The organism is Flavobacterium sp. GW821-FHT11G01 (assembly GCF_058808175.1).
On the sequence record NZ_JBXARK010000004.1, the window covers coordinates 359,107 to 371,979 of the forward strand.

The following is a 12,873-nucleotide window of genomic DNA, read 5'->3' on the forward strand; positions in this document are numbered from 1 at the left end:
ATTTAATTGATGTGCGTTTTTTTATTATTTTTAATTGAACTAACAAACTAAAAACCAAAATGAACGGAACTTTACTTTTAAGAATTGCTGTCGCTATTATTCTTCTTACTCATTCCGTTTTCGGAATATTTAATAATGGTATTAATGATTTTGGAAATTTATATCTGAATCAGATTGGATTTGCTCCTTTTGGCGTTTTTCTGGCCTGGTCTATCAAATTATCTCATATAGTTGCTGCGATACTTTTAATTTTGAATAAATACCTAAAACTGGCTGGATTTGTAACCATTTTTGTTTTGTTGATGGGAATTATTATGGTTCATTTTCAGGAAGGCTGGTTTGTTGTTGGCGGTGGAAGAAATGGTGTTGAATATAACTTTTTATTGATTGTCGTTTTTTTGGCAATTATGTATCCAAATGGTTTGAAGAAAACTGAATAAGATTATAAAACACAGTACAAGATGGAAATACTTTGCAAAAACTGCCATGAAATTTACAAAGGTCATTATTGTAATAATTGCGGACAGCCCGCCGACACTCATAAAATAAACTGGCATTTTTTATGGCATGATATTCAACATGGATTACTACATTTTGACAAAGGAATTTTATATTCTATAAAGCAATTATATACAAGACCTGGACATTCTATTAGAGAATTTATTGAAGGAAAGCGCGTTAGACATTTCAAACCACTTTCTTTGGTTGTAGTTTTAGCAACTCTTTACGGCGTTTTGTATCATTATTTTGATATCAATTTAATCAAAGTTACTTCTACAGATCCAAATGTAGATTATTTAAAAATTAATGATTTGATCTCGCATCATTTTTCGTGGATTACCATAGCAACAATACCAATCTTTACTTTAGGAACTTATATTTGTTTTAGAAATCAGGGATATAATTTTATTGAATATTTTGTACTAAATACTTTCAAAGCATCTCAAAAACTCGTCGCCCATCTTATTTTATTTCCGTTGATATTTTATTTTGATGGGTCGCCTCACATTCAAAAAATCACCTCTCTTATTTATGCAATTGATCTTGTTCTTATTTTTTGGACTAATATTCAGTTCTTTAATAAAATGTCTAAACTAAAGGCATTTTTTTTGACGGCATTAAGTCATATAATATTTTTAATTTGTTTTATGACTGTTCTTGTTTTGTTGTTTACATTAAAAGTAACTTATAATCTATAAATTAAACAGAAAGTATTAAAAAATAAAAATGGTATTATTTTTTAATTTGACAACTATATCGTAATATTGCAATATAAATATAATACAATGGGAGCATCTAAATCAGATCACTTTACAGATCATCAGAATGAATTGGCCATTTTAACAAAAGCCCTTGGCCATCCTGCGAGAATTGCAATTATAGAATATCTATTAAAAGTAAACACCTGTATCTGTGGCGATATCGTAAATGAATTACCGCTATCGCAGCCTACAGTTTCTCAGCATTTAAAAGAATTAAAGAACGCGGGACTGATAAAAGGAAACATTGACGGAAATGCCATTTGTTATTGTATTAATGAAGCAGGTTTTGAAAAAATAAAAGGTTTCTTCGAAACCATCACACTTCATATCGAAAAAAAGAAAAAAGAATGTTGTTAATCATTAAACCAAATTATTATGAAACTTTCAGAAATTAAAAAAATATTAACTACAGTTGAAACAGTAAATTTTCAATTGCCAAATGGAACTTTTGTTCCGGAGCATTTTCATGTAACTGAAGTCGGCCTTATCACTAAAAACTTTATTGATTGTGGAGGAACAGTTAGAAAAGAAACAGTTGTAAACTTCCAACTTTGGGATGCCAATGATTTTGAACATCGCTTAAAACCACAAAAACTAATTCATATTATTGAACTTTCTGAAAAAGTTTTGGGGATAGAAGATTTTGAAATTGAAGTTGAATATCAGGATACTACAATTGGTAAATATGACTTAGGTTTTAATGGGAAAGATTTCGAATTATTGAATAAAAAAACAGCTTGCCTTGCACAAGAGCAATGTGGAATTCCATCAGAAAAGCCAAAAATTAAACTGACCCACTTAAATGCTGATAGTGAAAATTCTTGTGCGCCAGGTGGCGGATGTTGTTAATTTAAGTTTGAAAAATGACTGATTCAAATACCTTATTTCCTGAATTGAATAAAGTCGTTTCGTTATTTGATTTTGAAAAGATTACATTGGAACGAAAAGAAGTATTACAGCCTTTGATTGATTTTATTCAGTTAAAACTAAACGACAATAATGAAATCAGGTTAAATTTTATTTGTACCCATAATTCAAGGCGGAGTCATTTATTGCAGGTTTGGGCGCAAACGGCAGCTTTCTATTTTGATGTAAAAAATGTTTTTTGCTATTCTGGCGGAACAGAAGTAACTGCATTATTTCCAAAAATTGCAGAAACTCTGAAAGAATCTGGTTTTATGATTAAAATGCTTTCTGAGGGAAATAATCCGGTTTATGCAATAAAATTTACTTCGGCAGCATCTCCAGTTATCGGATTTTCGAAAACATATAATGATATTTTTAATCCGGAAAGCGGTTTTGCAGCTATTATGACCTGCTCACAGGCTGATGATGGTTGTCCTTTTATAGCAGGAACAGAAAAACGTATTCCTATTACTTTCGAGGATCCGAAAGCTTTTGATAACACCCCGCAGCAAACTGAAAAGTATCAGGAACGAAGCTTGCAAATTGCGACTGAAATATTTTATGTTTTTTCTGAAATTATAACCAAACAATAAAGCTTACATTTTTAAATAAAAAAGGTTCAACGTAATGTTGAACCTTTTTTTATGAATTAATAATTATTCCCCAATAATTATCTATTTTTTGACCTTTTTACTTTTATAATATTTGCGGTATTTTGGATATGTAACAATTCCAATTAAAGAAATTGTTCCTAACGAATACCAAATCCAGCTTAATGAATGTGCTTCTCCACTTGCATAAGAGTGTAATCCAACCAAGTGAAAGTTTACACCATAATACGTAAACAAAATAGAAATAAAAGCAAACATACTCATTAAGTTAAAGAACCATTTCCCTCTCAAAGACGGAACAAAACGAGCGTGAATTACAAACGCATAAACCATAATCGAAATTAAAGCCCAGGTTTCTTTTGGATCCCATCCCCAGTAACGTCCCCAGCTTTCATTAGCCCATTGCCCTCCTAAGAAGTTACCAATAGTTAACATAATCAAACCAATTGTTAGCGACATTTCGTTGATATAGGTAATTTCTTTGATGTTCAATTCCATTTTTGCTTTGTTTTTCTCATTGGTAAAGAAAATCAATATCAAAGCCACAAAACCTAAAATCATTCCCAGTGCAAAAGGTCCATAACTTGCTACAATAACTGCAACGTGAATCATTAACCAATACGAATTCAAAACGGGTTGTAAATTAGCAATTTCAGGATCAATCCAATTCGCGTTTGCTGCCATGAAAATCATCGCCGTTACAAACGCTGCAGATGCCACAGTAAGTTTTGATTTTCTGTCAAAAGCCAATCCAAAGAACATGGTTGCCCACGCTACATATACAATTGCTTCATAAGCGTTACTCCATGGCGCGTGGCCTGATATGTACCAACGAGCAATTAATGCAACAGTGTGAAGCGCAAATATTAACCCAATTAGAATATGAAAACCATTTACCGTAATGCGTAAAAACTTTTTATCAAAGAAAATGCTAAACAAAGTAAAGATCAGCATAAGGATTCCCGATAGCGAATACCAATAAAACATTTTTGGTAAAATATTGTATTCGTTATAGGCAATTTCAAGATCAATTTTCTTTTCACTCGGACGAACTTTACTTCCGAATTTCTTTTGAAAACCATTGATACTTTCGACTAATTGATCAGCAGTTTTAAAATCTTTTGAAATTGATCCATTATTAAGTGCACTAAAATATAAAGGCAAAATTTGCTTCACATAAGTAGCATCCATTCCTTTTAATCCAGCATGCTCAATTTCTAAATAAGAAATCCATTTGTTGTTTGGATCATTCGGAATTGGGAAAATTTTCAGGATACTTCCGCTTAATGCAGATTCCATTAAATTTACCTTTTTATCTGTTTCGATAAAATCTTTTTCAAAATTATTTGGATTTGCTGCTTTGTAGGCTGCATCTAAATAAGGTGAAAGTTTATAATTTCCGTTTTCATCAAAGAATTTCACAAAGGGAGCAAATTTCGCTCCTTTTTCAATTCCGATAATTCTACGAATACTATCATTTTCAGGCTTGATATAAATAATCGGAATCTGTATCCAAACCTGAGCATATTGTGTCATAGACAAAAATACCTGATCAGAATTCATTCCGTTATAATTATCATCATGACTTACTTTTCTCAATAATTCAGATGAGAAAGTATTTATAGGTTTCATTCTACCTCCGGCATCCTGAATAATCAAACGGCCAAATTTGGCAGCATGTTCCTTCGGAGCTTTGTAGATTGACAATAACGAATCTAATTGTTTCTGGCTTGGTGGTGCTGTAACATGATTAGCATGATTGTTTGGATCTGCTGTATGATTGTGATCATGACCAGGTGTATGAATATGTGGTGCCTGAGCAAAACCACTCAAACCAATCATTAAAACCAAAATAGTAATTAACTTTTCTTTTTTCTCTTTTACTTTTTCAAGTTTTCGTTTTAGATCAGCAAAACGAGAATGTTTAGTGAACATAATCGCCATTAAACCGAAGAATAACATAAAATATCCTAAATAAGTAATTGAAGTTCCCCAAAAATCATGGTTTACAGAAAGTACTGTTCCTTTTTCGTCCGGATCAAATGAAGATTGAAAAAAACGATATCCTTTATGGTCTAAAACGTGATTCATATAAATTCTCGCATCAAAAGTTTCAGCCGAATCCTGAACGGTAACTTTGCTTTCAAAAGCAGAATAACTTTTTTCAGTTCCCGGATATTTAGTGGCAATAAAATCGTTCAATTTTACTTTAAAAGGCAATATATACGCTTTACTTCCGTAAAATAAACTATATTCAATTTTTCCAATTTTAACCGTTTGTGGCTCTCCTACTGAACCTTTAGAACCTAAAAGACGAACTTTTTTTTCTTCACCATCAGCTTTTACTTTTACAATTAAAGCGTCATGATGAGATTTTGCCTTGAAATCATTATTAGATTCATAATCGATAACTCCTCTAACAGCAGGATCCGGAAAAACAATTCGGATATCACCAATACTGTATAAAGAACGCATCATCAAAGGTTGTACATTATCTTTTGTAACAGCTCCTTTCAATTTATCTGCCATTCGCATAAATTCTCCTTCAAATGGCGTTTGAATTGTATATTTTTCTCCGGTTGTAGTAATATTGATTGCTCCGTCAGTTTGCTTATTCAAAGCAAATAAAACATTATGAATGTTCTGAACTTCACCTTCTTTAAGGTAATGTTCTTCACGTCCTCCTGCTCCTGCTTCAACCAATTTTAGATATAAACTTCCTTTTGGATCCGGTTTCACCGTTTCTTTAGCTCCCATAATGTAGTTTACGTACGTAACTTCAAAAGGAGTTTCATCGAATTTTCCTGAAAGTGTAAAATCATTATTAGTAACAGGCGAAAACAAAAGATTTTTTTCGAAAACCCTGCGTTTCATTTCGCCTTTATATTCTCCGTCTGCAAATACAGTCAGGAATGTTTTATCAGAATAAATTTGATTTTCAGCGGCTCCTTCACGAATTGGCATCATACCTTCATAACTGATATAACGCGTAATAAAAGCTCCTAAAAGAATAAAAATAAAGGCAATGTGTAATAAGAAAGTTGCCCATTTTTCTTTTTTTAATAATTGGTAACGTTTGATGTTTCCGAAGAAATTAATCATGAAAAAGACCATTATAGCCTCGAACCACCATGTATTATAAATTAAAATTCTGGCAGTATCAGTATTATATTTACTTTCGATAAAAGTTCCAACACCCATTGAGATTGCGAATGTTAAAAAAAGAACGGCCATTAATCGTGTAGAAAACAAAAAAGAGAATATTTTTTTATCCATTTCTGAGGAATTACATTGTATAAAAGTGCCACAAAAGTACTTAAAAATGTTGAGTTCCTATATTTGTCTTTTGTTAATAAAAACCAAAAAAGACTAGTTTGATTTTTAAATTTCATTAACAATCAGAAACAAATAGTGTTCAATATTTTCTTTTGATACTAAATATTTTTTACTAGATTTGTGTAATCGATTACATTATAAATCTGTTTTTTAAAAGAGATACTTTTTCTCATATCAATAAAAAATAAACTCATTTATAAGAATTGTATCTACTAACCACCGAACTCATATAATTAAAGCATGAAAACTAAATCAATTAACTTATTCTGTATTGCTTTGACAGTTTTGTTATCAAACTGGTCAACTAATACTGTTGCTCAAAATTCAAAGCCCTATGATTCTTATGAAAATATTGAATTTAAAATGGCCAAAATTCAGGAACCAAAAATTCCAAATAACACCGTAAACATAAAAGATTTTGGAGCTGTAAATGGTGGTTATGTTTTAAATACTAAGGCTTTCGCCGATGCTATAGATGCTGTTTCAAAGAAAGGCGGCGGAAAAATAATCATTCCGCCAGGGATCTGGTTAACAGGACCAATTATCTTAAAAAGCAATATTGAATTACATGCTGAAACAGGGGCATTAATCAAATTTTCAACCGATAAAAGTTTATACCCGATTATTCAAACCAGTTTTGAAGGACTGAATACATGGCGTTGCATCTCTCCTATTTATGGCAAAAATCTAGAGAACATTGCCTTCACAGGAAATGGGGTTTGGGATGGTTCAGGAGAAGTTTGGAGACAAGTTAAAAAGAGTAAACTAACAGAAAGTCAATGGAAAAAAGTCATTGCTTCAGGTGGTGTTTTGAATGATAAAAAAGAAAGTTGGTATCCATCTGAGACTTTTATGAAAGCTTCTGTTGGAGCAGATCAAAATGTACGTCTTGATTTAAAAACTAAAGAAGATTTCGAGGCTATTCATGATTTTCTTCGTCCGGTAATGGTGAGTATTCAAAATAGTAAAAGAGTACTTTTTGACGGACCTGTTTTTCAAAATTCTCCAGCCTGGAACATTCATCCTTTAATGGTTGAAGATTTAATCGTTCGTAATGTGACGGTTAGAAATCCGTGGTATTCTCAAAACGGAGACGGTCTTGATGTAGAATCTTGCAAAAATGTATTAGTGGAAAATTCTAGTTTTGATGTTGGTGACGATGCAATTTGTATCAAATCAGGAAAAGATAAAGATGGTCGTGAAAGAGGTGTTCCTTGCGAAAATATTATTGTAAAAAATAATATCGTTTATCACGGACATGGCGGTGTAACTGTAGGCAGCGAAATGTCAGGCGGTGTAAAAAACCTTCATGTATCTAACTGTACTTTTATGGGAACTGATGTTGGACTTCGTTTTAAAAGTAATCGCGGACGTGGCGGAATTGTTGAAAATATCTTTATTTCGGATATTTTTATGACTGATATTCCATCTCAGGCTATTTCTTTCAATCTTTATTATGGCGGAAAATCTATAGAAGAAACATTGGCTGAAGGAGATACTAAAATTAAAACTCAAGTAGTTCCCGTAAATGAAGAAACGCCACAGTTTAAAAATATTTCGATCAAAAATATTACTATTAAAGGTGCACAACAGGCTGTGTTTTTACAAGGTTTACCAGAAATGAATCTTCAAAATATAGAACTTTCTAATTTAATTATTACTGCTGAAAAAGGGTTTTCTATAATTGATGCGAACGGAATTAAAATTACAAACGCGAAATTAGACATTCAGAACCCAACAATATTCGAAATCTACAACGGCAAAAATATGATTTTGAAAGATGTTGAGTTCAATTCCACTTCGCCAAAAGCCGTAACAATCGATGGTCCTGCAAGCGAAAAAATAGAATTAATTTCTTCTAAAAAAACTGAATATGCTAAAAAAACAACGATAAGCGAAGCTGTTTCAAAAGGAGCGGTAAAACTTTAATCACACTAAAATTCAAAATAAACCCGTTACTTATAATTAGTTAAGTAACGGGTTTTTATTTTGGCCTATTTAGATAATACATTCTCTTTCAAAGCTTTTATCTCTTCATTTTGTTTTTTATTTTCTTCCATCAAACTTTGAATGTTCTTATTTTGATCAATTACATAAAGTGTTAATTCTTCAATCTTTTGCAAAAGCTTAGCATTCATTTCTCCCAAATTAATACCATTCTTAAGCACTTCTTCTTCACTAGGAATATTTTCCAGATGTCGTTTTTCATTAATATGTTTTTCAACTTCTGCAAGTGTTGGCAAATTATATTCTTTTTTAAAAACAAAATCAGACCAATTAAGCATATCTACTTTTACTTCTTTGGAATGAATTGTTCCGTTTACGTCTAATTTGTTTTTTGGGTTCGATGTGCCAATACCTACATTACCAATACCATTAATTTGCATTTGCTCACTCCAAACCCCAGTAGATGCACTTCTTGTAGCAAAAATCATTGCTGTAGATGGACTTAAACTTGTCGAGGTAGCCTCTGTTCTCATAGCTATGAAACCTGCACCTTTAAAACTTGAAGATGTATTTGGTAAAGCCCATGTTATAGTTCCTATAGAACTATTAGGTGCATTTGCTCCAGAAGATAAAACAACATGAGATTGAGAATTTGTTGTTGTATTTGAATTATTTATTTCAATCACTTTATTAGTTCCACCATGTTCATAAGAAGACGGATTTGATGTACCGATACCTAAATTACCATTAATGTTTTGATTTCCTGTAAATGTATTTGTTCCTCGGGTTGCAAGTTCCATCCATGTGGGATTTGAAGGAGTTAAATCACTAGCAATTTTTCTAAAAAACAATCTGTCATTTTCAGAAAATGAAGATACAATTTGTAATTGATGATTATTACTAGGATTCCCGTGTCTAATAACAAATACATGATTCCAACTATGGCTTGCATCTGGAATTCCACCGATTGCATTTGTACCACTATAAACTCCAGATTTAAGAGGAGTAGTATAATTATCTATTCCAGTTGCATAACCATCACTAATTTGTTGGGAAAATCCTAACATTGGCATAAATAATATTGCAATTATTGCAGTAATTTTTTTCATTAAAGTTAATTTAAGTTTTTAGTTTGTAAAAATATATTAATAAGATAAATATTAATATATTTTCTTTCCAAAAATATATACATCATTTGGAAAAAAAACAAAAATGATTCTCCATGTTTAACCAAAGCAATGAACTTTAAAAAAAATAATGTTAATTTTGCGATATGATTCGAATAACGTTAATTGGTTCCGGAAATGTTGCGCAGCATTTGATAAAAGCTTTCTCTAAAAGTGAAGCTGTTGAAATTGTGCAAGTATTTTCGAGAAAAAAAGAAACTTTGGCATCTTTAATTGATTATGACAGAATTATCAATGATTTTGAAGATTTAAAAGAAGCTGATCTCTATATTATTGCTGTTTCAGATAATGCAATTTCAGAAGTCTCACAACAACTACCATTTAACAATCAACTTGTGGTTCATACTTCCGGAACTGCTTCTATTGAAACACTTGACGTTAAAAATCGTAAAGGCGTTTTCTATCCTTTGCAAACTTTTTCTAAGAATAAGGAGATTGATTTTTCAGTAATTCCGATATGCTTGGAAGCTGACAATACCTTTGATTTTCGTGTTTTAGAAACAGTCGCAAAAAGTATTTCAAATGCTGTTTTTCCTATAAATTCAGGGCAACGAAAAGCATTGCATGTCGCTGCTGTTTTTGTGAATAATTTTACGAATCATTTATATCAGATTGGGCAGGAAATTTGTGAAGATAATCAGGTTTCATTCGAAATTTTAAAACCGCTGATTCAGGAAACGGCTGAGAAAATAAAAATCTTAGATCCAATTGATGCCCAAACGGGACCTGCTATACGCAATGATTCAAGTACTATTGAAGCGCATTTGGAATATCTAACCAATGAAAATCAAAAAAATATTTATAAAATACTAACACAATCTATACAGCATAATGGCAAAAAGTTATAAAGAAATAATGAATGACATCACAACGTTTGTTTTTGATGTTGATGGCGTACTTACAGACAGTTCGGTTTTTGTAACCAATGAAGGAGAAATTCTTCGCACAATGAATATTCGTGATGGTTACGCCATGAAAGCAGCTGTAGAAAGTGGTTATAATGTCTGTGTTATTTCTGGCGGAAGCAATGAAGGCGTTCGCGTTAGACTAAAAAATTTAGGGATTACAGATATTCATTTAGGTACTCCGGATAAAGTGAAAACCTTTAAAGAATATACTGATATTTATAATATTAAACCGGAACAAGTTTTGTATATGGGTGATGATATTCCGGATTATCATGTAATGAAATTAGTAGGATTACCAACTTGCCCGCAAGACGCAAGTCCTGAAATCAAGAATATTTGCCGTTATATCTCACATGTAAAAGGCGGAAGAGGCGCTGCAAGAGATGTTATCGAACAAGTAATGAAAGTACAGGGGAAATGGATGGAACATTTTAGTGGGAAACACGATTAATAATGGTGAATTGTGAATTGTTAATTGTAAATTATTAATTAGCCAAAACCTTAGAACCTTTGCCCCTTTAAAAAAAAAACTTAGAACCTTAGCAACTTAGCCACTCAGAACCTTAAACTAAATGAAATACCTTAAACTCATTCGATATCAAAATCTATTGATGCTTGCTTTTATGCAGCTTTTATTTCGTTATTCCTTTTTAAAACAACAAGATATTCCATTAGCTTTAGCCGATTGGCAATACGGGTTATTGGTTTTGAGTACTGTTTTATTGGCAGCTGCGGGTTACGTAATCAATAATATTTTTGATGTTGCATCAGACACCATCAATAAACCAAACGATGTTGTTATTGGAAAAGGAATCTCTGAAACCAGAGCTTATAATATTTATTTCGGATTAAATATTACTGGGGTTGCCATTGGATTCTATTTGTCTAATGTGATCATGCGACCAGGTTTTGCAACTATTTTTATTCTGATTGCTTCTTTGCTTTATTTCTATTCTACAACCTTAAAACAAATTATGATTTTAGGGAATTTTGTCGTGGCATTATTATTAGCATTAAGTGTTATAATCATTGGTGTTTTTGATCTTTTTCCGGCAACGAATGTTGATAATCAGGCGCAAATGGCGAGTCTTTTTTCTATTTTAATTGATTACGCTTTATTTGCTTTCATGATAAATTTTATTCGTGAAATAGTTAAAGATATTGAAGATGTAAATGGCGATTACAATCAAGGAATGAATACTTTACCAATTGCAATTGGAATAAGCCGCGCCGCAAAAATTGCTTTAGGATTTGCTATTATTCCGTTTATATTATCACTGCTATATATCAATAAATACTTTGTCGAAAACGATCTTCTTATTGTAACTTTATACGCTTTTGCTTTTGTTTTAGCACCACTTTTATATTTTATCGTAAAAATATTTAGTGCAAAATCTCAAAAACAATTCCACCATTTGAGTACGGTTTTAAAATTGATTTTGCTTTTTGGGATTTTATCAATTCTTGTTATTACCTTAAATATTAAGTACAATGCTTAAAGAAAAATTAAAAAAATATACTATAATTCTGGCTTCGGGTTCTCCGAGAAGACAGCAATTTTTCAAGGATTTAGATCTGGATTTTGAAATCAGACTGAAAGATATTGAAGAAATTTATCCTCCAGAATTAAAAGCGGTTGAAATCACTGATTTTTTAGCCGAATTAAAAGCAAGTGCCTTTGAAAGAGAACTTAAGGAAAATGAACTATTGGTTACAAGCGACACAATTGTTTGGCATCAGAATAAAGCTTTAGGAAAACCTAAAAGTGCCGAAGAAGCTTTTGAAATGATTAAATCAATGTCGAATACTACTCATGAAGTAATTACATCTGTGTGTTTTAAAACCAATACTACTTCTACTCTATTGCATGATATTACCAAGGTAACTTTTAATGATTTATCAGATGAAGCTATTTTATATTACATAGAAAATTATAAACCTTACGACAAAGCCGGTGCATACGGTATTCAGGAATGGTTTGGTTTTATGGCAGTTGCAAAAGTTGAAGGATCTTATACCAATGTTATGGGCTTGCCAACAGCTAAAGTTTACGAATATTTGAGTACTTTAGTGTAAAAAAATAAGGTATGTTTTCTTTTAAAGAATATAGTCAGGAAATAGCAACAACTATAATACTTCTTTTAGCGCTGGTGGCTTTAAGAGTTATTATTGCAAAATTAATTCGTCGTTACGCCAGCAGCAGCCAGTTATTAGAACATCGAACAAACTTAGTAATCAAATACATTCATATTTTAATAAATATTTTGGTTGCAATAAGTTTGATTATAATTTGGGGAGTTAATACAGAAGATATATTTATTACAGTTTCTTCAGTTGCAACCGTTATAGGAGTTGCTATGTTTGCGCAATGGTCTATTTTGAGCAATATTACTTCGGGAATGATTTTGTTTTTTTCGTTTCCTTTCAGAATTGGTGATACCATTAAAATTCATGATAAGGATTTTCCAATTGAAGCCGAAATCGAAGATATTAGCGCTTTTCATGTCAATTTAAAAACCAAAGAAGGCGAAAGAATCATTTTTCCAAACAACCTTTTACTTCAAAAAGGAATTTCGATAATGCCAGCACAATACGAAGACAAAGAGTTTTTCGATTAGCTGAATGGGAATTTTGTAACGTTACTATGGAAACGTGGAACGGTATTTCTTAAAAAAAACAGGAATTTTGTTTAGATCTAATTCAGATTTCTAAACCT

General features: G+C 31.7%; 13 protein-coding genes. 11 read left to right on the top strand and 2 right to left on the bottom strand.

Features of this window, described 5'->3' with window-relative positions; all coding sequences use genetic code 11:
* The first annotated feature begins 59 nt into the window (after window positions 1–59).
* From AC1RRN_RS10405 to AC1RRN_RS10425, 5 genes are all read left to right on the top strand, one after another.
* Window positions 60–440 (top strand): DoxX family protein, encoded by a 381-nt coding sequence (locus AC1RRN_RS10405; RefSeq protein ID WP_492967235.1) that lies wholly within the window; start codon window positions 60–62, stop codon window positions 438–440.
* Between the two features lie 21 nt (window positions 441–461).
* The gene (locus AC1RRN_RS10410; RefSeq protein WP_492967236.1) at window positions 462–1,199 is read left to right on the top strand and encodes a DUF3667 domain-containing protein; all 738 of its coding nucleotides are present in this window, start codon (window positions 462–464) and stop codon (window positions 1,197–1,199) included.
* Between the two features lie 87 nt (window positions 1,200–1,286).
* Entirely contained in the window at window positions 1,287–1,619 is a 333-nt protein-coding gene (locus tag AC1RRN_RS10415; protein WP_492967237.1) for an ArsR/SmtB family transcription factor, read from the top strand.
* A gap of 18 nt (window positions 1,620–1,637) precedes the next feature.
* Window positions 1,638–2,111, top strand: a complete 474-nt coding sequence (locus AC1RRN_RS10420; RefSeq protein WP_492967238.1) for a DUF6428 family protein — start codon at window positions 1,638–1,640, stop codon at window positions 2,109–2,111.
* A gap of 14 nt (window positions 2,112–2,125) precedes the next feature.
* The gene (locus tag AC1RRN_RS10425) at window positions 2,126–2,761 is read left to right on the top strand and encodes a low molecular weight phosphatase family protein (RefSeq protein WP_492967239.1); all 636 of its coding nucleotides are present in this window, start codon (window positions 2,126–2,128) and stop codon (window positions 2,759–2,761) included.
* 81 nt (window positions 2,762–2,842) lie between these two features.
* Here the strand turns inward: AC1RRN_RS10425 and AC1RRN_RS10430 are convergent, their stop codons facing one another.
* Window positions 2,843–6,055 (bottom strand): cytochrome c biogenesis protein, encoded by a 3,213-nt coding sequence (locus tag AC1RRN_RS10430; protein WP_492967240.1) that lies wholly within the window; start codon window positions 6,053–6,055, stop codon window positions 2,843–2,845.
* Between the two features lie 300 nt (window positions 6,056–6,355).
* Between AC1RRN_RS10430 and AC1RRN_RS10435 the strand changes: the two genes are divergently transcribed.
* Window positions 6,356–8,044, top strand: coding sequence for a glycoside hydrolase family 28 protein (locus tag AC1RRN_RS10435; protein WP_492967241.1), 1,689 nt, complete (start codon window positions 6,356–6,358; stop codon window positions 8,042–8,044).
* Window positions 8,045–8,109: 65 nt separating this feature from the next.
* On the opposite strand, the gene AC1RRN_RS10440 is transcribed toward AC1RRN_RS10435, so the two are convergent.
* Window positions 8,110–9,171 (bottom strand): hypothetical protein, encoded by a 1,062-nt coding sequence (locus tag AC1RRN_RS10440; RefSeq protein WP_492967242.1) that lies wholly within the window; start codon window positions 9,169–9,171, stop codon window positions 8,110–8,112.
* Between the two features lie 164 nt (window positions 9,172–9,335).
* On the opposite strand from AC1RRN_RS10440, the gene AC1RRN_RS10445 reads away from it, so the two are divergent.
* From AC1RRN_RS10445 to AC1RRN_RS10465, 5 genes are all read left to right on the top strand, one after another.
* Window positions 9,336–10,097 carry a Rossmann-like and DUF2520 domain-containing protein gene (locus AC1RRN_RS10445; protein ID WP_492967243.1) on the top strand — a complete coding sequence of 254 codons (762 nt, stop codon included), beginning with the start codon at window positions 9,336–9,338 and terminating at the stop codon, window positions 10,095–10,097.
* Window positions 10,081–10,608, top strand: a complete 528-nt coding sequence (locus AC1RRN_RS10450) for a KdsC family phosphatase (RefSeq protein ID WP_492967244.1) — start codon at window positions 10,081–10,083, stop codon at window positions 10,606–10,608. Before AC1RRN_RS10445 ends, AC1RRN_RS10450 begins: the two co-directional genes overlap by 17 nt.
* A 121-nt stretch (window positions 10,609–10,729) precedes the next feature.
* Window positions 10,730–11,656: a geranylgeranylglycerol-phosphate geranylgeranyltransferase gene (locus AC1RRN_RS10455; protein ID WP_492967245.1), complete on the top strand. Its 927-nt coding sequence runs from the start codon at window positions 10,730–10,732 to the stop codon at window positions 11,654–11,656.
* A complete protein-coding gene (locus AC1RRN_RS10460; protein WP_492967246.1) occupies window positions 11,649–12,233 on the top strand; it encodes a Maf-like protein in 585 nt (194 codons plus the stop codon). The genes AC1RRN_RS10455 and AC1RRN_RS10460 overlap by 8 nt, the downstream gene beginning before the upstream one ends.
* Before the next feature lie 11 nt (window positions 12,234–12,244).
* Complete coding sequence (locus AC1RRN_RS10465; protein WP_492967247.1) at window positions 12,245–12,775, top strand: mechanosensitive ion channel domain-containing protein; 531 nt, start codon at window positions 12,245–12,247, stop codon at window positions 12,773–12,775.
* The last annotated feature ends 98 nt before the right edge of the window (window positions 12,776–12,873 follow it).